Annotated in this window: 15 protein-coding genes; 2 read left to right on the top strand and 13 right to left on the bottom strand. The window is 42.0% G+C overall.

The features are described 5' to 3' along the window. Positions 1–35 precede the first annotated feature (35 nt). From D2E26_RS00490 to D2E26_RS00450, 9 genes are all read right to left on the bottom strand, one after another. A complete protein-coding gene (locus D2E26_RS00490; RefSeq protein WP_125962762.1) occupies positions 36–1,106 on the bottom strand; it encodes an acyltransferase family protein in 1,071 nt (356 codons plus the stop codon). A 1-nt stretch (position 1,107) separates the two neighbouring features. Further along, the gene (locus D2E26_RS00485) at positions 1,108–2,115 is read right to left on the bottom strand and encodes a hypothetical protein (RefSeq protein ID WP_164515808.1); all 1,008 of its coding nucleotides are present in this window, start codon (positions 2,113–2,115) and stop codon (positions 1,108–1,110) included. A gap of 188 nt (positions 2,116–2,303) precedes the next feature. Further along, on the bottom strand, positions 2,304–3,404 hold the full coding sequence (locus tag D2E26_RS00480; RefSeq protein WP_241218806.1) for a glycosyltransferase family 1 protein: 1,101 nt from the start codon (positions 3,402–3,404) through the stop codon (positions 2,304–2,306). Positions 3,405–3,442: 38 nt separating this feature from the next. Beyond that, positions 3,443–4,579: a glycosyltransferase family 1 protein gene (locus D2E26_RS00475; protein WP_164515807.1), complete on the bottom strand. Its 1,137-nt coding sequence runs from the start codon at positions 4,577–4,579 to the stop codon at positions 3,443–3,445. A gap of 1 nt (position 4,580) precedes the next feature. Next, complete coding sequence (locus tag D2E26_RS00470) at positions 4,581–5,573, bottom strand: glycosyltransferase family 2 protein (protein WP_125962758.1); 993 nt, start codon at positions 5,571–5,573, stop codon at positions 4,581–4,583. Positions 5,574–6,251: 678 nt separating this feature from the next. Next, entirely contained in the window at positions 6,252–6,497 is a 246-nt protein-coding gene (locus D2E26_RS07630) for a glycosyltransferase (RefSeq protein ID WP_420897192.1), read from the bottom strand. Then, positions 6,490–6,609: a glycosyltransferase gene (locus D2E26_RS07625; protein ID WP_420897191.1), complete on the bottom strand. Its 120-nt coding sequence runs from the start codon at positions 6,607–6,609 to the stop codon at positions 6,490–6,492. The genes D2E26_RS07630 and D2E26_RS07625 overlap by 8 nt, the downstream gene beginning before the upstream one ends. A 141-nt stretch (positions 6,610–6,750) precedes the next feature. After that, complete coding sequence (locus D2E26_RS00455) at positions 6,751–7,875, bottom strand: glycosyltransferase family 1 protein (RefSeq protein ID WP_206432048.1); 1,125 nt, start codon at positions 7,873–7,875, stop codon at positions 6,751–6,753. Between the two features lie 40 nt (positions 7,876–7,915). Beyond that, on the bottom strand, positions 7,916–9,160 hold the full coding sequence (locus D2E26_RS00450) for a nucleotide sugar dehydrogenase (RefSeq protein ID WP_125962756.1): 1,245 nt from the start codon (positions 9,158–9,160) through the stop codon (positions 7,916–7,918). 165 nt (positions 9,161–9,325) lie between these two features. Between D2E26_RS00450 and D2E26_RS00445 the strand changes: the two genes are divergently transcribed. Beyond that, positions 9,326–10,777 (top strand): flippase, encoded by a 1,452-nt coding sequence (locus D2E26_RS00445; protein WP_125962755.1) that lies wholly within the window; start codon positions 9,326–9,328, stop codon positions 10,775–10,777. 183 nt (positions 10,778–10,960) lie between these two features. On the opposite strand, the gene D2E26_RS00440 is transcribed toward D2E26_RS00445, so the two are convergent. After that, a complete protein-coding gene (locus D2E26_RS00440; protein ID WP_125962754.1) occupies positions 10,961–11,446 on the bottom strand; it encodes a hypothetical protein in 486 nt (161 codons plus the stop codon). 463 nt (positions 11,447–11,909) lie between these two features. Here D2E26_RS00440 and D2E26_RS00435 point away from each other — a divergent pair, with 463 nt between their 5' ends. Next, the gene (locus D2E26_RS00435) at positions 11,910–12,452 is read left to right on the top strand and encodes an arsenate reductase/protein-tyrosine-phosphatase family protein (protein WP_125962753.1); all 543 of its coding nucleotides are present in this window, start codon (positions 11,910–11,912) and stop codon (positions 12,450–12,452) included. Positions 12,453–12,468: 16 nt separating this feature from the next. Here D2E26_RS00435 and rfbB read toward each other — a convergent pair whose 3' ends face one another. The 3 genes from rfbB to D2E26_RS00420 all read right to left on the bottom strand — a co-directional run bounded on the left by rfbB (position 12,469) and on the right by D2E26_RS00420 (position 22,416). Further along, positions 12,469–13,512, bottom strand: a complete 1,044-nt coding sequence (gene rfbB / locus D2E26_RS00430; protein ID WP_125962752.1) for a dTDP-glucose 4,6-dehydratase — start codon at positions 13,510–13,512, stop codon at positions 12,469–12,471. A gap of 114 nt (positions 13,513–13,626) precedes the next feature. Beyond that, positions 13,627–18,159 (bottom strand): Ig-like domain-containing protein, encoded by a 4,533-nt coding sequence (locus D2E26_RS00425; RefSeq protein WP_164515805.1) that lies wholly within the window; start codon positions 18,157–18,159, stop codon positions 13,627–13,629. Positions 18,160–18,729: 570 nt separating this feature from the next. Next, positions 18,730–22,416, bottom strand: coding sequence for an Ig-like domain-containing protein (locus D2E26_RS00420; RefSeq protein WP_125962750.1), 3,687 nt, complete (start codon positions 22,414–22,416; stop codon positions 18,730–18,732). Between the last annotated feature and the right edge of the window lie 718 nt (positions 22,417–23,134).

The following is a 23,134-nucleotide window of genomic DNA, read 5'->3' as shown; positions in this document are numbered from 1 at the left end:
AACCACTATTTCACCATTACGTATTATCCAGAATACTACACAACCATTTCTTTCCTCATTGGCCTTGGCATACCAATACACATCCACAACCAACGATTAATAATTAATGTTGCCAACCAACAAATTACACATGACACAATTACAATTATCACTCCTGCAACAACTTGTAGATAGACATTTTCCGCAATTATTGATACAGGTATTATTTTAAAGAACACTGCCCTTGCAGTAGCAATAGAAAACCCATTGAGACCATAGAAAACTATCGTATTGCGCCCGATATATTCTATTGTTGCTAACTTCTTCTGCAAAATGGAAAAAGCTACAACAAAAAGAGATCCAACAATAGCTGCCATAATTGCGGGAACTGATTTTTGCATACCATCCTGTTTATATACAAGTAGCAAGGTCGAAAGCAGAGAAAACATAACACCAGAAACAAGTAACATTTGTAGGGCGCCCACTCGATCTAGACTCTTCAAGAAATCAGATATCAAGATACCGATAGAGACAAACGCCAACGCTTGGAATACGGTGTAGAAGAAGAAGGGAAATAGCTTTATTATATACGCAAATCCCGTATTACATGTTCCACAATAAAACCACATCAACGATGACGCTGCAGCGATAAGAGGAAGATACTTCTTGCAACACCTATATATCCAATACAGTACTAGTTCGCCCCAGAATAGCGCCCAGAAAAACCACAATCCCTGATAACCAAATAATATTTCAATTATTTGTGCTATTGGTGAGGTGATCAACTCTCCATGAAATGAATCAATGGCCTTTGGATTTATAATAGATAAAACCACTTTTCCTAGACCATACAGAGAGAAAAAATAATAAGGAATTAGAAGCCTTCTTACACGCTTTGTTACAAATTCCTTAAAAGATCCATCAGCATGAAATGTCAAACCGCTAAGAATAAAGAAAAGCGGCATGTGGAAGTAATATACAACCTTTTTACTTGTTATCAGATCAGGAAACCATGGATTATCTCCGTTCCCCGATAGATGACCCCAGAAGACCAATATCATGGCCCAGCCTTTAGAGACATCTATCCAAGGAATTCGTTTCTTTACAATAACCCCATTCTGGACCAATCTAAATCCCCCTTCTCTGCACTGCTATCCGAGTTTCAAATCTTTTTGTCTTTTGCATTTTATCTAGTCCGCAATATGAGGAAAAAACGAAGGATTGAAAAACTGGAAATGCGGCCATCTCATGACGAACCCAAGAACCAAAATCTGGCTCAAAGAAGAATGATACCAACAAAAATGCAGTAAACACTTCAAAAGATAATATATATTCTGTCTTTATATATGGTTTCATTACGAAAGCAACAATAATGCGCAGATAAAAAACTGTAATTAAAATCTGAAAAATAATAAAAGGAATATATGATACTCCTCTGAATAGTAGCTCAATAGGTATCATCATTCTGATAGCACTTATAGGGTAGTTAATAAGTGATATTAGAAGACCATTGCCTGGTATCAGGTTGATGATAGCACTTTTTGCATCAGCACTTCCCTCTCTAGCACTATTCGCATTAGCCCTACTACCAACGATAGATTGATATTCTGCAGGGAACACTATAGAGGATACGATAAGAAAGAAATACACAAAGACAACAACTGTCAATGCTAATTGAAGGATAGATACTTTATCCATTTTCGAGTGGAAGTATTTTAGCAGAAAATGTATTCCGATAAAGAACACAGCCACTAACATAAAATAAGATCTAAACGATAATCCTTCTATTATAAAAATAATGGCTACTAAGCTGACACGCATTCCTATCGAAACATTCGGAATTAAAATGGCAAGCAACACCAAGTAGAAAAAGAAAAATTGAATAACATCTTTGCCTATGGTAAAGATATATATATTTAATAAAACAATACACGCAAGCCAGAATAGTTCCTGTAAAAGAGACAGCTCCGATTTAAAAAATAGGAATACCACTATTGCGGTTGTAAGTAGAACCCCTAAGACCAGGCTCCACTCATACATTGTTGTTAGCCCAAGATAGTTGATACTCCGGAATATATTAGCTGCAACAACATATGATCCGCCCCAGGCTTTCATAGAGCCACTGCCCACTACCATGGAATTGATACGTAAATTATCGTAGTAATATTTTGTGGGTAGTATATAGACTACAGCTATTTTGCCTAGTACTAGGGCAACGAATGAGAGAATTACAAGAACCAACTTACGCTGCTTCAGCGATATGGAATTAATCAAGTAAGGCCTACTTCCTCATTCTAAACTTAATGCCGTTCTAAGTACTATAATTATCGACTTAGATAGAAACTCTGCAATTTCTTTGCCGTTTCATGAATATCAAAACCACTACGAACAATCAAATCCATATCTGACCGCCTTTGGTCCTGAGATTTTTCAATACATATTTTTGCCCAGTCTTGCGGAGACTGTTTTAAAGACACGTATGTTAAATACTTACCAAAATCGACTTCTCTAGTGACCTGATCAGAGACTATACATTGGAGCCCTGCTGCCTGAGCTTCAACTAATGAAACTGGCAAGCCCTCAAAATGAGATGGCAAAACAAAAACATCCATGGCTTGGAGGTAGTCATTCACATCAGAAACAGAACCAGTAAAAATAATATCTTCAATAATTTGGAGAGACTCCGCCTTACGAACGAGCTCCTGTTTAAGATCACCATCGCCAACAATAAGCAACTTTGAGTTCTTATGTATTTTTTTTAACTCGGCAAAAATATCAAGAAGGAAGCTTTGATTTTTCTGCGGAGCTAGCCTACCTACATTTCCCAATACGAGCTGATCATCTATTTGTAATCTAGAACGCACAGACTCACGAATTTTTTCATTATATATAAATTTAAACGAATCTATTGCATTCTTTACAATAGTTACCTCTCCATTCAAAAAAGCATCTTTTCCGTAGAGCCAGATACCAGCCTCTTTAGAACACGCAAATTTATCCGTGGGATATGGAGGAAGCTTATACCGGAAATAGTCACGAAAAATAGTCTTAGCGTTGAAGCCTCGATATACATTATGTGCATGAGCAATACGTACAGGGACATTCTCCTCTTTGGCTATACGAAGAGGAAAATAGCTACGTTCTTCAAGATGAGAGTGAATAATTGAATATTCAGGATGATCCCTTAAAAATGATCTAAACTCATGTTTATATTCACTAAAGCGCCATGGATACATGGGACCCATGCGATATATTTTACCGCCGAGACTCTCAATCTCCTCTTCATATGCACCAATTTTTTCACGATTCACAAGAAAATCAAACTGAACTTTATCACGGTCGATACTACGATAATAATTCATTATCATGGTCTCTGCACCGCCACGATCTAAGCTCGTAATCAGATTAAGAACACGGCACGTCATCATATTCCTCACAAATATATACTTTTGATAAATGAAAATTAACTTAAGAAAAACTCTTGAATATAAGCACCTTGCATATTGGTATCATATTCACTTCCAATAAGATTATTTTCTTTTTGGTCTAAGCGCTTCATACTAGATGCCCTCAGTAATGCAGCCACCCAATCACTTACATTTTTGTTTTCTTCAAGAGGCAGACGCTGCACATTACTGTTAATTTTAGACTCAGGCGGATTACCAGTAGAGATAACTGAAGGTAAACCACTTGCCTGAGCTTCAAGCAATGCAATACTCATTCCTTCATACCTTGAAGGGAAAACAAATACGTCCATTGCTTGATATAAGTCAGCGACATCCTTTCGCTCCCCTAAAATAAGTACTTTATCTTCAACACCAGCCTGTCTTATGTGTTGTTCAATGGCTGGCCGATCATCACCTTTGCCAATGAGCAGTAACCTGCTATTCGGCACTTTATCTACATATGCCCTATATACATCAATAAGGAAATGATGATTCTTCTGCGGATGGAATCTACCAACATTCCCTAAAACAATCTCATCCGACCCAATGCCAAATTGATTTCGAAGGGTCTCTCGCTTCTCCTTATTAAAGAGATACTTTTTACTATCGACCGAATTATTGATTAGCCGATAACTATCATATTCCATAATTTTTTTACCGTAGAACCATTCAGAGGCTTTATCTGAACACGTCCAAAAATCTGTAGCATATTTCTGAATACGCGATCGATTTAATACATGAAGGGCACCACGGATTTTACCATCCATATTCTTAGCATTATGACAATGCACTACTCGCTTAGGAATGCCATGCTTATACGCTTCGATTAAATAGTCAATATTAGCTAGACTCACGAGGTTGGCCCATATTCCAGCATATTCCGAAGAGTGTTCTTTAAAGATATTTTCTAATGCACGTTTATAAGTAATAGGATCTTGAGAGCGCTTAGGAATATGATAAATTCTCCCACCATATTCATTAATTTCATCTTCATAACTTATCTGTGGTTCATTAGCAATGAAATCAAATTGCAAACGGCTTCTATCGATAAGAGAGTATGTATTCATGAGGAATGCTTCAATACCTCCTCTATTACCTGACATACCAAATACTAGAACTCGTTTCATTGCCATCTCCCCGCAAAGATCAGTCATCTTATTTTCCAAGCAACATTGCAACTTTAAGCGCAACAATAGTAGGTCCATATCCATCTAGCAACACGATATAAGAAATCTTACGTAGCGCATGTACGTTAATTTTTCCAATATTCTTCAAAGCCACTTTAGCCGCGCGTCTATTGGCGCTGAATATTCTTCTTTTATCCTTACTCGTAATTTTGCAAGAAGTACATACGCGCACACAAATATCTATATATGTGCGGATAAGATCCATATCCGTATATTCTTTCAATGAAGGATAATAATGAAGTATGATGCGATGAGCATCTTCGATTATTCTTATACCGTCTCTTAAATCATTCTCTGTTTGTTTATTTTGCAAGCTATCTGAACGATCTGCAGTATAAATATAATAAGCATCTTTAACATAAATTGCTCGCTTCGCACGACATATTGCTTTTATGCAGGGAACATGATCTGAATAAGCTCGCTGAATAGGGAACGGATTACTGTCAAAAAGTTTAGCTGAAAATACTTTGCCCCATAAGACACCATTAAGACTACCGGTACCAGTTAATATCATCTTTAGGATTTCAACCGGTGTAATCTCACGGCTAGAGATGACAGAATTTAACGATTTTCCTAGCTTACCATTTCTAGAATAATAGAAATTTGTAAGTAAGAGATCCGGATTACTACGCAAATTAGATTTAATTTTACTAATATAATTTGGACTTATGTTATCGTCAGGGTCAATAAAGGTATAATACCTTCCTTTTGCTTTTGCAAGGCCGTTATTTCGTGCTGCAGCTACTCCCTTATTATCTTGGTGGATAACTATACAAGCAAATTTATCTATACTATTCAAGATTTCCAGAGAGTTATCTGTTGACCCATCATCAATAAATATGATCTGCACATCTGCTAAATCCTGAATACTCAAGGAATCGACGAGGCGCGGTAAATACTTCGAAACGTTATAGACTGGAATAATAATACTAAGAAGGAAATCGTTCGCCGACTTACCCATGCATACCTCACAAATGTTTTTTGTAAACTACAAGTACAATACTCTACACGAAGATTCCATTGCTATCACACAGCAAACTTACTTATTATCTCGCAATATCCTTCGGCAATACTTCAAAATTAGGATTAATTTTGCATATAAAGCGATAACTCTCACACTATGACGCCATATTGCAAACCCAACAAATATATTCCTCAATCCACGTATTTTAAAACATCGGACGCACTTACGCGCTACCTCATTATTAATCATGCTAGAGAGCTGCTCTTTCCTATACACAGAGGATTAATTCTTATTAGAATATGAGCCCTCCGTTAATCACCTTATCTGATTTAAATATTCATTATCAAACCATGAGACTGACAACGGGTACCAATTAATTAACTCTTTTTCAGCAACAAGAAACGCATTTGCGCTAGTCAAAAAATAGTTATCTTCATGATTAGGAGCACTCAAACTATCCGAGCAATATATGCAATAATATAAAGGGGCACCAACACGATCTACTCGTTTAACCTTATCAACTAACCTTAAATTAAAACAGCACCCTCTACTACAACCATAGATTCATCAAAATGATTGCCTTTTATAAATTTTCCCTTATACAATATATTCTATACAGGTATGAGAATACCAGTATCCAGTAATTTAGAAAAATCTAAGAAATTGACTATTATTTTAACACGTATAATATGGAGAGATGTTTGCCGTCTCTTTTATGATTTCATCTTTATCATTAATGCAATCATTAAGGTTACCCACTATCACCATGCCAGAATTGTTTTGTGTCACCTTACATGCCATGGTCTCAATCATGATAGGAGGAATCCAATAATCTCCATCAATAAAAATGATACGGTCCCCCGTATAAATGTTTATCCCGGAATTACACGCTGAAGCCAACCCACCATTCTCTTTATATATGAACCCTAATTCGAGAATCTTTATGAGACCACACGTCGCATATAGTTCTGCATTCATCGGGAGAGCCATCATCTACAAGAATTATATTAAGATTCTTATAGGTTTTATCTATAATACTTTTCTCACACTATCAGGACATTCCTCAACTTTATTGGCAGGAACAATGGCAGAAACAATAAGGTTAGATAAACTCATCGTATTCTTCTAATTTATTATTGTTCCGCTTATTATTATTTCAGGATACGCATCAGGATCAAATGATGCTCTGATACCAAGCCTCTAATTTTCTCGCACTATCCTTAATTTCATATCCAGCAGCACGTAGAGTATCTCCATCTGAAATGCGCGATTGTCGAGGTGCATATTCCAAGGTTGCTTCTAAGCATTGTGCCCATTCGTGAGCTGAACACTTTAGTGGCATTACAGTTACAAGTTCATTATCAATGAATGCTTCTTCTGTAATCTGGTCAGAAGCAACGATAGGAAGACCTGCAGCTTGTGCTTCAATAGCAGTTAGAGGAAGACCCTCATACAATGACGGGAATAACAGCACGTCAAAAACGCTGTACCAATCCGCTGCATCATCGCGAGAACCCATAAAGAATACGGAAGCTTGAATTCCGAGTTGAGTTACTTTTTGCTTGATTGCCGGCATCGTATCGCCAATGCCTAGAAATACAAGCTTGGCATTTGGAATGATCTTTAGCAGCTCCTTAAAGACTTCCACGGAAAATTCTTGATTCTTTTGGGAACTAAAGCGACCAATTTGCCCAACTATTGGGGAGACACCTGCTCCTATTGATTTACGTAAATCTATACGCTTCTTTCGATTAAAGGAGTACTTCTGCAAATCAATGGCGTTATGAATGTATTGCACCTTATTCTGATCCACGACTCTCTTGCCAAAAAGCCATTCTGCCGATAGTTCTCCGCAAGCAGCAAGATGAGTTGGATACAACTTTGATAAAGGCCGTAGCACTTCCTTAATAGCAGTCTTTGCAATTTCCCGGGGATTAGCCGTACTGTGACTATGTGCAATACGAACCTTGACACCAGCTTTTTTAGCCTCATATAGAGGGAATATGCTCAACGCATTAATGTTTGAATGCACAATATCTGGTTGAGTTTTGCGAAATATATTTAGACAAGCCTTTTCATAGGCTGGAAGTTTTTTATACGATGGGATGGTAAAGATTCTACCCCCATATGATTTAATCAACTCTTCAGGAACTTTTTCAGAGTCATCCTGAACAATAAAATCGAACTGAACTTTACTATGATCGATGAACTTGTAATGATTGAGAATTGTAGCCTCAACACCGCCTCCCATCATGCGGCCCATAATTTGTGCGACACGAATAGGTTCTTGTTGAGGCATTACAACTCCTTATTTATACCGAATTATAATTATAAAAATCTCAGTCTCGTTTGAATAGATCTCGTGTGTAAATCTTTGCAACAACATCAGCGAGATCAGTATTCCAACGATTTGCCACAATCACATTTGACTTTTTCTTGAACTCTTCTAAATCATGAGTCACTGGAGAACCAAAGAATTCTTCATCATCAAGCGTTGGCTCATACACAAGTACATGAACACCCTTGGCCTTGATGCGCTTCATAATGCCCTGGATAGACGACTGACGGAAATTATCCGAGCCGCTCTTCATCGTCAAGCGATACACACCTACTACTGGATGATCCATGCCAGCAATCCGCTCGAGAATCTGATCAGCAATAAAATCTTTCCTTGTACGATTCGACTCAACAATCGCACCAATCAGATTCTGCGGAACATCAGCATAATTAGCTAACAACTGCTTCGTATCCTTCGGCAAGCAATAACCACCATAGCCAAAACTTGGATTGTTATAGTGCGAACCAATACGCGGATCCAAGCCAACGCCCTTAATAATCATCGCGGTATCAAGGCCACGCGAAGCTGCATACGTATCCAACTCGTTAAAGTAGGCAACACGAAGTGCTAAATACGTATTCGCAAAAAGTTTAATAGCCTCAGCCTCAGTTAAACCACACACAAGCTCTGGGATACCCACAGAACCATCATGTTTCTCACGCTCGTGTTCATTAGGATCAGCACCCTGAGCAAGTAAATCAGCAAATTCATGAGCAGCCTTTACCGCATACTCATCATCCATAGGAGCTCCAACAACAATACGTGACGGATGAAGATTGTCATAAAGAGCCTTGCCCTCACGCAGGAACTCAGGAGAGAAAATAATCTTCTCATCATCAAGCTGCTGACGAATGCGCTCTGTATAGCCAACAGGAATCGTAGACTTAATTACAATCCACGCAGTCTTATTCACACTACGAATTGCTGCAATGGCTGCTTCGACACTGGATGTATCGAAATAATTTTGCTTCGCATCATAATTTGTAGGTGTAGCAACTACCGCAAAATCAACATCCTTATAGGCAACATTTAGATCTGTAGTAGCCAAAAAGTTTAAGCTCATCGTTCCATCACGATGACCATCAAGGAAACGCGTAATCTCTACATCAACAATAGGACTGACATTATTATTCAGTAGCTCAACCTTCTGTGACACAATATCTAACGCACGCACCTCATTATGCTGCGCCAACAACAACGCCACAGACAGGCCCACATAACCAGTACCCGCCACTGCAATCTTCATAGAGAATTTCTCCTGCTCATGAATATACTTTTTTATATGCAATAAAAAGCAACATTCATAGTATAATTGAGATACCTCCCTAAAAGAACTATTCTCCACAACTACCTCTAACATGTGGGAATATTGGATTCAAACTACACCTGGATTACAATTACGGGGGACAGAATGGGACAGAAGGAAATAAAAGAGCCAAAAATACGATCAGTTAAGTTCAACGTAGCTATGAATATGATCTTAACTACTTCTTCTTTCCTTTTCCCGCTAATTACTATTCCCTATGTTTCGCGAGTACTTGGACCATCAGGAATGGGAATAGTATCTTGGATGCAAACTCTTATTACATATTTTTCTCTAGTTGCAATGCTAGGGATTACTTCATATGGAATTCGTACATGTGCAGAAGTACGTGATAACAAAGAACAACTTAGCCAGACTACTCAAGAATTAGTCGTGATTCTAATTTGCTCAACAACATTAGTTTATATTTTATATATTGTTGCTCTTTTTTTGATTCCAAAGACACGCGATAATATAACTTTAGCATTTATTTTCAGTATTGGAATATGGCTTACTTCATGCGGCTGTGACTGGTTCTACCAAGCAATTGAACAATATGGATACATCACCGTGCGTAATATTGCATTTAAAATTATCGGTCTAATCCTTATGTTCCTCTTCGTACATAATGTCAGCGATTATATTCTATACGGTATCACGATAGTTATCGGAAGCTACGGCTCAAATATACTGAACTTATTGAAGTTACGAGACTTCGTCACTTTTAGTAGGAAACGTAATCTCAATATTAAGCGTCATATTAAACCGATGATAACATTCACAATTTCGAGTATATCTTCGGGAATGTATGTTCAAATGGATATGCTTCTTTCAGGTATATTTCTTTCTAACACACTAGTAGGTGTGTACCAAATGATAGTCAAGATCAGAGGTATCTGCTACACCGCAGTTAATTCTGTAGGGTCTGTAATACTTCCACGTATATCATATTATGAGTCTCAGAGTCATCATAGCAATACAAAAAAATTGATAGGAAAAAACCTTAATTTCCTATTTATTATCAGTTTTGGAATGATGATTATGCTCATCTTCTGTGGACAACCAATTATTCAGATTCTTGGTGGATCGCAATATTTAGTCGGCACAACAGCTTTAACTATCGCCTCACCAATTATCCTGTTCTCGGCAACAAATAACACTCTTTCTCAGTATCTCATCGCTTCAAATCATGAAAAAGAGTATGCTGTCGTCAATATATGCGGTCTTATTCTAAGCATCATATTCTGCTGTATTCTTATCCCAAGATTCGGTATAAATGGTGCCGCTCTAGGTATTGCACTATGCGAGTTCTGCACACTATCAATTCGCTCATTCATTGTGCGAGACTTTATAAAAGAACTCCGTGAAGAAACTGATTTCTTACGAATTCTCCCAGCAATATTAATTACCGCTGTATCAGTATGGTACGTACAACGATTTATTCAGGGATTGAACCCATTTGTCCAACTTATCATTAGTGGACTTGTCTTCTCTATTATCTATCTCAGTTCACTTATCATAGCTCGAGAGAAATTTATATTAGGGCTTCTTCACCGCTAAGTAATACCTGTTACTGGTAAAAATTGCCTCGCTACAAATGATATAGTTCATCTAATTCTTCGGGTCATATGTATTGAGCTTTAAGAGGTTAGCATCTTTCACGGCTACAAGAACTTAGACATTAATATCAATTGGGTTCCAGATCACTCGATCCAGAACCCAATTATCAGCTATACAAGTAACTTACTTAGTTGCGTGATTCCAGCCATCCTGGCCACCGTTAACATCTGCTGCTTCAGCAGTGTGAGGCTTACGACCACGCTTACGAGTTACGCGGATGTCAGCTTCGTGTGCATCGAAGATCAATGCATCACCCTTTGGAGACAGCACACCACGCATCGAAGCACGAGGAATCTCCTCCTCGTTATCGGTCGATGGCAGATCGAAGTACTTCAATACTGCAGTCACCACAATTGGGTTATCGATATGTGCGGAGGCAGTGTACGAAGGACGAACGCCCAATGGCATGGAATCCTCGTCACTTTCCTTAGCACGCATCACAGCAAACTGCTGGGTATCAGGATTAATCAAGAAGACGATGTATTCAGGGAAATTCAATTCCTCGACAGCCGACTTATTCAAACGAATACTATCCGGCGTAACCGTCATAACTGCCTTACCAGTCTTACGGGTAAGGCTCACTGCTTCAAAGCCCTTTAACGACGACATAATAACGCCCTTTCCATAGGCGGATTAACCGCCCCGCACACACGTATCGCTCTCACGACCGCTATTTTTATTGCTGACTTAAATTTATGACTTCCAGCCACATTGAGCATGTGGTTAAAAGTAGGCTCCCCCTATTAGGCTAACCTCAATTCATCCTCACCTTACACGCCAATATGGGGTGAAAACCGCGGATTGTACCACTTAGTTTACCACCATATTTAATATCACTAATGAGCTAATTAATACAACTCAAAGCAGACATATCTACTAAAAGTTTAGACAGAATTCACCTAGCCTTGTAATTTCAGGCGGATTATATATGATCCGCGCCAATACTTACATATATCCACCGTACAATATGGAACAGCAATACTGTTAATTCGCGATTACTATGTGAAGCAGATACCGCCGCTAAAGTGGACAAACTTTTCAATTAATAAGTTAGGTATAGGAGCTCTCATTAATGAAAGTGCTATTTGTATGTACAGGAAATATTTGCCGCTCTCCTATGGGAGAGCTCCTATTCCCACATTTCTTCTCTGATCCTAATTTAATTGTTGACAGTGCTGGAACAAATGGACTCGATGCTCACCCAATCGATCCATCAAGTGCACAACTTTTAACCACCGATGGCATCGATTCTTCATCGTTCCGTTCTAAGCGACTCACGCCACAATTAGCACGTTCTGCTGATCTTATTTTCTGCTTCAGTGCTCATCAGCGCAGCGAAATCATTCAGAGGAATCCTACAGTTGCACGTAGGACTGTCGTACTCACTGATTTTGCCAACATGTGCAACTATTGCGCTACACACAATCTTATTACAGGCGATTCACTCGAAGAACGTTTCGACTCGGTACTCGCAAATGCATCGCTTATCCGCCCAATGCTTCCGCATGCGCAAGATATTGCAGATCCGTATCAACGAGAATTCGAGGCATTTAAAACGGCTCACGCTCAAATCAATGAGGCACTGGCGACTATTGCTCATGCAATAGATCAATAAGTAATACTCTGGCAGATCATTGCTGCTGTTGACGATATCTTTCTTCAGCAGCAGCTTTGGTCGGCTTCCACCATGCTTCATTATCGATGTACCATTGCACAGTTTTTTTGAGACCAGCATCGAAGTCAGTATGCTCTGGACGCCAAGCGAGTTCGGTGCGTAATTTTGTAGCATCAATGGCATATCGGCGATCATGTCCAGGACGGTCTCGAACCCAATCAAAATCGTCTTCAGATTTGCCCATCACTCGCAGAATAGACCGCAACACATCAATATTGCTTCGTTCTCCATTTGCGCCAATTAAATAGGTTTGCCCAATTCGACCTTCAGTAAGGATCTTCCAGACACCAGAAGAATGATCTTCTACATGGATCCAATCGCGTACATTGCGACCATCGCCATATAACTTTGGTCGTCGTCCTTCCAATATATTCGTGATAGTGCGTGGAATGAATTTTTCAACGTGCTGGTAAGGACCATAGTTATTACTGCAATTCGAAATAGTTGCACGTACGCCGAAGGTGCGAACCCAAGCACGAACAAGCATATCTGAGCTTGCTTTCATTGCCGAGTATGGACTAGACGGGTTATAAGGCGTTTTCTCAGTGAATTTATTCGGATCATCTAGTGCTAAATCGCCATAAACTTCATCAGTACTTACTTGATGGAATCGCACATCATAGGCACGCGCCACTTCAAGTAGACGGAACGTGCCCTCAACATTAGTTGCTAAAAATGGTTCAGGGTCTGCAATGCTGTTATCGTTATGCGACTCCGCAGCAAAATGCACAATGGCATCGTGCCCTGGAACAAGTTCATGTAATAAATTGGCATCACAAATATTGCCATGTACAAAGTCAACACGATTCCCTAACAGAGGCTTTATGCTGTCAATGTTGCCCGCATAGGTTAATGCATCTAACACTGTAATGTGCACTGTAGGGAATTTGTTGTAAACGTAGTGCACGAAATTTGCTCCAATAAATCCTGCTCCCCCAGTAACCATGATGTTGTGAAATGGAGCATTCGATGTCGATGCACTTATCTGCTGCGCTGCCATATAAAACAGCATAATCGTATAAATCACTGAGTTAGAAATTTCACAGCAATAACAAGGAGCCCAGTCCTGTAAGAACTGGGCTCCCGTGACTATGGAATAGTCGTTATGCACTTACTACCATTTGCTTATTTCGTTATAAAGGCGGTGCAGGAACACTGCCGTATCTTCACGAAGCAGGTTGTTAGTGCCGCGGAAGGTGCCATCTGGGAAGCCCTTAGTGATACCAACACTTGCCAGCCACAGAATTTCCTTAGCTCCAATGGAACCAGACTTCACATCCTTGAACCTAGCGTAATCAGCTGGCGTAGGTACGAAGGACTCTGCGGACTTATCACCTTCGATGACTGCGAATCGATGCATGTAAATCGCAGTGTCTTCACGATTCACTGGCAAAGATCCACGGAAGGTACCATCTGGGAAGCCCTTGATGACTCCCCTGCTGGCCAGCCAAAGAATTTCCTTAGCGCCAGTTGTACCCGGCTTCACATCCTTGAACCTCTCATAATCGAACTGAGAAGGCTTGAAGGACTTAGCTGATTCGTCACCGTTCAGAACTGCTGTACGGTACAGGAAGACAGCCAGATCCTGGCGTACCAGATCCCTACCGAAGCCGAAGGTGCCATCTGGATAGCCCTTAGTAATTCCGTTATCAGCCATCCATTGGATATCTGGAGCTTGATAAGCAGAATCTGGAACATCTGAGAACGAGCACGATCGTACTGTTACTTCAACCACTGCAGCATGACCCTGAGCAGATGCAATAATCATTGCCTTGCCATACTTCTTGGCCACAACAGTGCCAGACTTCGATACCTGAACAGTCGATGCATCGGTTGACGAATACGAAATCGTCTTATCCGTCGCATCATCTGGTAGCGCCTTGGCCTTAATATCCTTCGTCTCGCCTAGAGCCAGCGTCAGCTTGCCCGAAGCTGGATCAAGAATCTTGACGTCAGTTACCGGAATATATGGAACATCCGTAACAGTTACCGCAACAGGCTTAGACTTCACACCACCAGCCGTAGCCGTAATAGAAGCCGTACCAGCCTTAAGCGCCGTCACCTTACCATTCTGATCAACAGAAGCAACCGCAGCATTACTCGAAGACCACGTCAACTTCTTATCCGTCGCATCCTCAGGCAAAACCTTCGCCTTAATAGCCTTAGATTCACCTGTGACTAGTGACATCTCACCAGATGCAGGGTCAAGAATCTGAACCTCAGACACAGGCACAATACGCTTGGTCACAGTCACGACAACAGGCTTAGACTTCACACCACCAGCCGTAGCCGTAATAGAAGCCGTACCAGCCTTATGAGCTGTCACCTTACCATTCTGATCAACAGAAGCAACCGCAGCATTACTCGAAGACCACGTCAACTTCTTATCCGTCGCATCCTCAGGCTTAACCTTCGCCTTAATAGCCTGAGAATTGCCCTCGACCAGCGACATCTTGCCAGATGCAGGATCAAGAATCTCAACCTCGGTTACTGGTACAACGGGGTCAGTAACAGTCACAGCAACAGTATTTGACTTCACACCACCAGCCGTAGCCGTAATAGAAGCCGAACCAGCCTTATGAGCTGTCACCTTACCATTCTGATCAACAGAAGCAACCGCAGCATTACTCGAAGACCACGTCAACTTCTTATCCGTCGCATCCTCAGGCAATACCTTGGCGTTCAGTTGTGCAGAGTTACCCTTCTTCAGAGCCAAGGATGATGGTGTAACTGTGACTGATTCCACTGGCACTATGACTTCACAAGGCGGATCGTTAACAGTCACCTTGCCATTTTCAACGGTAAGGAATTCACCAGTGCCACGATAATTCTTGCCACCGTTGTTATCCCATTCCTTGCCATCTTTATTGAAGACAAATTCCACTTCAAGCTGGTCAGGATTATCGACTTTATACCTAACATACTTATCGGAGCATGCAGGTTGCATAGGCACGCCAGGAACTGGAGTCCATTCACCACCCTTAAGCCTGTAATGGAGATTCGTGGAATCCTTACCGAACTTATTAGCTGGATAGAAAATATAGGTCGATGTTGCTGCAGGTGCCTCACCCGTTACGGTCACCGTAATCGAGTCTGACTTGCCACCGACCGAAGCCGTTATGGTTGCCGTGCCCTTCTTAACGGCAGTAACGGTACCATCCTTAACGCGAGCCACCTGTGGGTCAGAAGACTTCCAAGTAACTTTCATCTTTTCAGCTTCCTTAGGTAACACAGTTACACCAAGTTTTGCCGACCTTCTACCAGCAAAGTCCAGATCAAGTTTCTTTCCTGGCGCACCAGTAATCGTGACAGAGTCAACAATTACCGGCTTGCAAGGAGCCAAGGTCCATGACTGATCACTTACCGTCAGCTTGCCATCCCACAAATAATCACCGTCAATACGCAGACCCTCTTTATCAACGTGGGTCTCACTTTCGTCAGGATCATCTGGCGGGAACTTATTACCAGGCTTCTCACCCGGGCCACCATTATTGAAGATAACGCGAACTGGATAGTCCTCTGCCTGATCAATCAGATCCTCTGGAACTTCGTAAACAAGGTCTGCGTTACCATCGCAAGTACCCTCTTCCTCATCCATTAAGATACCTGGCCAAGGTGCATTTTCGATTGGCTTCGGGTGAGCTCCCTGACTGTCTATATAGACATATGCATAAGTTTGAGGCCAGCCCTGAGTCTTCTTGGCATAAGCTCTATACGTTACCGTCGCACTCGGATCGCGCTTGAGCAACGAAACCGAATCTTTTACAGTTGAGCCATCTTCACACTCACCAGATACAGTAATCGTCACTGACTGGCCGATTGATGTTTTCGCACCAACCGTAAGCTTCTGACCATCCGTATAGCTGCCTGATGCGCCTTCGCTCGTGCTGTAGCGAGTATTCGAAACATTCTTAGCGTTCAACGTTACCGTTGTAGTATCCGTCTTAAACGAAGAACCTGATGTGGTGATAGATACCGAACCATGCTTAGGTGCAGCAGCATTAGAGAAGACTGAGATCTTACCACCACGAGCAGTTCCAGACTGAATTGTCTTACCAGAAACCGTTATGGCGCCACCATTAACTTGGTCAGTATAGGTACCATCAGCTACCTGAACTTTAGTACCTTGCAGATTGATGTCATTACTGCCAATATTCGTAATACTAATGCCATCGGTTTTATCTGAGCCGCCTGATTTATAGCGCTCAACCATAAAGCATTGCTCGGTGTTGCCACAGTTACTCACATATTCTGCATTGTTTTCCATAGCATTACGGAAATGGTTCACTGCAACGACTTCTGGATTCTTCCACTCATTATCACCAGCATCACCGAGTTGAGATTGCTCTGCGAACTGCGGATTACTTCCGCCTGAGCCGACTGGTCGATTAAAGAACAGCGGTGTGCCACCAGCGCGAGATCCAATAGCACCCCAACCCATGCGCAGTTGCTGGGAATTCAATCCAGTTGATTCTTTATCCGAATTCGCATAGGTGTCATGAGATTCCACCCAAGTTACAACTTGATCGTCTCTAGCACCATCAGTTTGGAACTTCCATAATTTATCTTTATTAAGTTTTCCGCCCCAAATTTGCTCACGAAGTTCTCGGCCATACTTCGAGGCCGTAAAGCCACCACCATTCGACGAATCCTGTTCGAACAATTGTACATATTTGTTAGGAGCCAGACCCCAATCGTCGCCTTGTAATATTTCGCCATACTGGTACTGAGCTCCATTTTTCAGCACAGTTGGCCAGTAATTGGAATGTTCTTTGCCTCGGTCATCGAACTCGCTTGGAAGCTCAATATGCTTGGCAGCATCGAAACGAAAACCATCAGCACCATCGTCAACAATTTGTTTCAAAAATGTTGCCATACGTTTGGCAACTTCCTGATCTTGCGTATGCAAATCCCATAAACCTGATAACTGGCATTGCGTTACTTGCCAACGATCGTTGTAATCAATGGATCCGTTGCAAATTCCATCATCTTTATGGAAAAACTTAGGCTGCTGCCAATCTGAACTAATGCGTCCCCAATCAGATGTGAAATGATTAATAACACCGTCAACAATGATGCGTACACCATATTTATGAGCTTCTGCAGTCATAGCTCTAAACTCATCTTCAGTACCAACAACATTGTTGCCTATGCGCGTATCAGTTGGCTGATATACGTAATACCAGTTTTCCTTGAATTGCTTACCATGTTCAGGACCTTTAATATGACTAATTGGTGTGGTCTGAACAGCTGTATACCCTGCTTCAGCAATATCTTTCATGTTGTTTTTAATCGTGTTAAACGACCACATCCATGCATGAAGTATTGCGCCATGTTTGATTTCTTTGGCAAGTCCATACGAATTGCGGGCACTCTCGAATGCTGAATTGCGTATAGTACGGTTAAGACTTTTATCCTTATCGTTTACGGTAATGCCATCAATGGCTTGAGCAGAGGAAGTGGTTACAACAGCACCGCCAAACAATGTTGCGATAACAACAATGGCCGCTGTTATTTTTCCCCATATTGCATGTAGATTTGTACGAATATTCGCACGTAGTTTTATACATATCTTCGCGATCCAAGATGGCGAATTATAATGGTCTTCACCATTACGCGCCTGTTGTTCTACAGTGAAGCAGGACACTACAGTGCTTCCTTTCTCATGACTCGGCAGAAATCAAGACCTACTCAGTCCTTGTTTCTGGCAATCATGCGCTTTTCCTTCATGGAATTATTGGATTCGGTATACGAATTCCAATATTCTGTTTTGTGCCAGCGGGCTCCCCCTTATGCCAAATGCAGGGAGGTGTTGGGCAACAAAGCAAAGCATAAGTTGCCTTCACCATAGACACCTATGCTGTACTCAGCTTGCTCAACTCATCTGTTCACTGCAATCTTGCTAGCCGCACTCATTATAAAGTAACCAGATTGGTATGTATGAACCAGACGACATAATTTGATACTCACTCTTGTCGATCCCCATAAATGGGATTGGCTACTAGGCTTGCTCGAGCTCACCATAGTGAGCTCATATTGTGAATCACCATATTGTGTATTACTTGATCGCAAAAATAATGGGCGAATTCCATCACTGGAACTCGCCCATCGATATAACGCTAGATAACAGATCTCAGCACTGATCAAACTGTTGTATTACAGAGGATCACTGTAGCCTGCACATCACGGCATTATTGTTCTATGTACCGTATTCGCCTCAGGGAACGGTAACTTTAACTAATGCTGCGTAGCTGCCAGCATATGCCACAATGTATGCAGTACCTGGCTTAATCGCAGTAATTACACCATCCTTTGCTACCTTAACGATTTCTGCATTAGTTGAAGCCCAATGCACGGTTTTATCTTTTGCATTGGTAGGTAACGTCGTAGCTTTGAGCGCTTGTGACTTGCCAACTGAAAGGCTCATTGAGTCTGCTGTTGGCTGGGTGATTTTTACACCACTCACAGGAACTTCAGCTACACAAGGTGGATTATTGACCGTTATTGAACCATCATGAACGAATAACGTTTCACCCGTACCCTTGTAGTTCGCGGAATTATTGTTATCCCATGTGTTATTGCCGTTGTTAAACACGAATTCAACTTCGCGTTGATCCGGATTAGCAATTTCGTACTTCACATAGCCATCGCAGGCCGCTGTCATCTTTACGCCCGGAACCTGAGTCCAGTCGCTGCCTTGCAGATGGTAATGCAAGTATGTGGAGTTACCACCATACTTTGATGCTGGATAATACACCGTCGTTGTTGTAGGACGAGCAGGTTTCTCCTTAACAGTCACGGCAACCGTGTCTGTCTTGTTACCAGCTTTAGCAGTGATTGTTGCCGTTCCTGGCTTTAGACCAGTGACCTTGCCTTGAGCATCGACTGAAGCAACGGAGGCATCTGATGAAGTCCAAGTCACTGACTTATGCGTGGCATTTGTTGGAAGTACTGTTGCACCAAGTTGTACTGCATGATCTGTGGAACCAAGATCAATAGAAACCTGATCATGAGTAGTACCAGTAATATCAATTGACTCTACTGGGACTTCGTCAACAGAACCACCTGCAGCTCCAATACGTGCGAGTGGCACCGAATAGCTATCAAGGTCAGACTTCTCGAATGAGTTGTTAGGCTGAGAATTGGTATCTGGCAGATCAGCATTGTCATTAGCTGCAAGATCGTATGGCAATGCATCCATACCAGACATGCCCATTGTTGCTACAACCTGCACGCCAATACCAGTCTTTTCAACATCAGCAGCCGTAATGCCCAGCTCAGACAGCGGAATAGACATCGCGTAATGGATATCTTCATTAGCAGAGTTGTGGCCCTTGCTATTGAAATTAACCCAGTTGGCATTATCGTTCTTTACATCACCTGACACACGATTGTGAGCTGGTCCCCAGCCACCGTCAATGCCCCAGACTTCCTTGCTCAGAATACCCTTGCCGTATTTGAACTTAATGCCGGTTTTCTTAGTGCCAGTCTTTACATCAGCGCCTGGTCCATACAGTGCATTTTTGTTCAGACCGTTCTTGTCACCGCCATACATCCATGGGCCGTTGGCTCCGTTGTAAGAGACGCCAATCAGATTGTTAATACTCTGCTCCCACTGATTATTAGAGTTCCAAATAGTACCTCCAGTACTGAGGTTGAGATTCTTACCAATCTTGTTATCAGTACGACCAGTATCCAACGCAATCCACATAGGGCAATTCAATTCACCAAATAGAGGACGACCAATTGGATAGGTATCGTTCGGATCAACAACATCCTGTACATTGGTCATTTCCCACATGAGGTAGAGGTTGTTATCGTCGTAGGTACCGTACAGGGCGTACAGATCAATAGGAACCTCATACATTGAATTATCACGGTAGACGCGAGGGTCATCATTGGCTGCACCTTGTGCAATGAGCATGGACTTATCCCACTGATTCAGATCGCCATCAATATTGATGGTCTTCTTAATTTTCTGCCCAGAGGTGTTAGTGAAGTAACGCTTCGCTAATTTCTGATCCTGGCGTTCGGTCTTTTTATAGGTGTATTGAAGGTTGAAATCCTTCTTGGTATCGCCCGTACCTTTACCAGTCAGTGTCAGCGTAATAACATCGCCTACCTTGGCATTCTCGCCAACAGTAATTTTGTCTCCTGAGGTGAAAGTGCCAGACTTACCATCCGAGGTCTTCCACTGCAGATTCGTAGCGTTCTTTGCACGCAGCGTCACTTCAATACCATTGCCAGTGAATGTTGTATTTGTAGGAGAGGCAGAAATCGATTCGGTATCGACAGTAGATCCTCCCTGACCATTCCAGAACACAGAAACCTTGTATCCCTTGGCATAACCGGACTTGATCTTGCCGCCAACAACCTTGATTTCATTGCCATTGACCTGGTCCTTATAGGTACCATCGTCAAGCGTTGTGGACATATCAGTAAGATCTTGGTCACCACCCATATTGGCAATAACCACACCATTATTGTCTGGGTTGCCATCAGCAATGCCGCGCTCAATCATTAAGCAAGAACCGCTATTCTTGCAGTTCTGCAGATTTTCTGGAGCGCCTTCCATAGCATTACGGAACTTGTTTACAGCTACAACTTCTGGGCTCTTCCATTCGTCATCGCCAGCAGCGCCTAATGGAGTCCGCTCAGAGAATTGTGGATTGCTGCCGCCAGAACCAACTGGGCGGTTAAAGAACAATGGCGCACCACCAGCACGCGAGCCGACAATAGCCCAGCCCATACGAAGCTGGTAAGCATTCAAATACGTTGATTCCTTGTCACCGTTGGCATAGTTATCGTGCGATTCGACCCAAGTAACAAGCTGGTTGTCCTTAACACCTGTGCCCTGCAAGTCACGCAATGCATTAGCGTCTAGGCGACCAGAACCAATGGCTGAGCGTACTGCCCTACCATAGTTTGATCCCGTATTGCCGCCACCATTCGATGAATACTTCTCGAACAGTGCTGGATAAGCAGCTGCATCAAGACCAGGATCGCCTTGCAAGACTTCGCCATACTGATACTGTGCACCGTTTTGCAGAATCGTTTCAAAATACGGCGAATGAGGCTGGCCTCGGCTCGCGAATTCATCTGGCAATTCAATATGTTTTGCCGCATCGAAGCGGAATCCATCAACACCATCGGCAACTGCACGAGCAAGATAATCGTGCATACGATTCGCAACTTCTTGGTTCTGTGTATTCAGATCCCACAGTCCTAACAGATGGCACTGTGTAACCTGCCAACGATCGCCATAATTGATCTGGTCACCGTCTCTGCCGCCGCAATTGCCGTTTCGAGAATGGAAGAGATTCTTGTTCTGCCATTCTGGATCAATAGCATTCCAGTCTGAGGAGAAGTGATTAATCACACCATCCACAATGACGCGGATGCCATATTTATGAGCTTCAGCCGTCATGGCTTTGAGGTCATCTTCACTACCAACGACCCTGTTACCGATTTTTGTGCCCGTTGGCTGATAGACGTAGTACCAGTTTTCCGTGAACTTAGTACCGTTCACTGGTCCCTTAATCTCGCTAATTGGCACAGTCTGAATTGATGTGTATCCAGCATCAGCAATGGCCTTCATATTGTTCTTAATCGTATTGAACGACCACATCCATGCATGGAGAATTGATCCATAATTCATTTCACGCGAGAGACCGTACTGCTGACGAGCTGATTCGAATGTTGCATTACCCAGCGTGCGGTCATAGCTGGTTGATGGCGTATTTGCTTCTGCAGAACTTACGCCTAACGATACGCCGCCCAATAGCGTTGCAACTGACGCTACAAGTGCCGTTATTTTCTTGGACACATGCTTTGTTTTGCTTGCAGAACCCATCATGCTGTTAGGCGCACCCGTACAGTTGTGGTTCTTCACCGCATTGAACACAGTGTTTCCTTTCTCTCTGCTTCAGTACTCTTCATCGAGTGACTGGGCGGTAGAGGCTGACTCGCATTACACGAGCACACGCATATCAAGGAATGTTTGATACATTGATGAAATTTGCCCCCACCCTGCTCAACACTTGCATTCGCGCTCATCGGCGTTGGTGAAAACCTTGTCTTCTCACTACTCAAGGCTTCATAACTGGGGGTTCAGTAGGAATGCAACCGCTAGCATTACCCACAATTGTAAAAGCCAAAATTAGCTGTTTTGGTCTGTTCGAAATTACCCCTGAAAACGTTAACAATACCCAAAATTCATATTAGAAAAAGACAATCCAGAAAACAGAACTACTTAAGCGCTTAACGCTTAATACCCCCTAAATTGAAGATGAACGCAGAGAAAATTTTTACAGTGTTTTCTCTGGCGTGTTATCCACAAAACCCAGCAATTCGAACAAAATATGTATGTTTTCTAAATTGAAGGGGGTAAAAAATGGGGTGTATCAATGTATTAATGACATCATTTGCATTGAAATATATGCATTTTTGAATCGCACTACTGATTGATCTGCACATAAAGTTCTGCCGGTGTACCCGCTTTAAGATACACCGGCAGAACTTGAACCAATCTCGCAAGGAGAAGTATCACGTACACAGTTCGCTGTGCCTGTATGGCTTGCTCTACAGAGATTTTCCTAACAAGAGATATTCGAGCAATATGA

The organism is Bifidobacterium dolichotidis (genome assembly GCF_003951975.1).
GTDB classification, from domain to species: Bacteria; Actinomycetota; Actinomycetes; order Actinomycetales; family Bifidobacteriaceae; genus Bifidobacterium; species Bifidobacterium dolichotidis.
Note: the sequence above shows the minus strand (reverse complement) of the source record. Positions and strands in the feature narration are given on the sequence as shown.

Excerpts from the sequence above, each read along its gene's own strand:
- D2E26_RS00475 (WP_164515807.1), bottom strand. The coding sequence starts at position 4,579 with ATGACTGATCTTTGCGGGGAGATGGCAATGAAACGAGTTCTAGTATTT.
- D2E26_RS00445 (WP_125962755.1), top strand. The coding sequence starts at position 9,326 with ATGGGACAGAAGGAAATAAAAGAGCCAAAAATACGATCAGTTAAGTTC.
- D2E26_RS00435 (WP_125962753.1), top strand. The coding sequence starts at position 11,910 with ATGAAAGTGCTATTTGTATGTACAGGAAATATTTGCCGCTCTCCTATG.
- D2E26_RS00455 (WP_206432048.1), bottom strand. The coding sequence starts at position 7,875 with ATGCCTCAACAAGAACCTATTCGTGTCGCACAAATTATGGGCCGCATG.
- rfbB (WP_125962752.1), bottom strand. The coding sequence starts at position 13,512 with ATGGCAGCGCAGCAGATAAGTGCATCGACATCGAATGCTCCATTTCAC.
- D2E26_RS00485 (WP_164515808.1), bottom strand. The coding sequence starts at position 2,115 with ATGGTAGTGGGCAGTGGCTCTATGAAAGCCTGGGGCGGATCATATGTT.
- D2E26_RS00450 (WP_125962756.1), bottom strand. The coding sequence starts at position 9,160 with ATGAAGATTGCAGTGGCGGGTACTGGTTATGTGGGCCTGTCTGTGGCG.
- D2E26_RS00440 (WP_125962754.1), bottom strand. The coding sequence starts at position 11,446 with ATGTCGTCGTTAAAGGGCTTTGAAGCAGTGAGCCTTACCCGTAAGACT.
- D2E26_RS00470 (WP_125962758.1), bottom strand. The coding sequence starts at position 5,573 with ATGGGTAAGTCGGCGAACGATTTCCTTCTTAGTATTATTATTCCAGTC.
- D2E26_RS00480 (WP_241218806.1), bottom strand. The coding sequence starts at position 3,404 with ATGACGTGCCGTGTTCTTAATCTGATTACGAGCTTAGATCGTGGCGGT.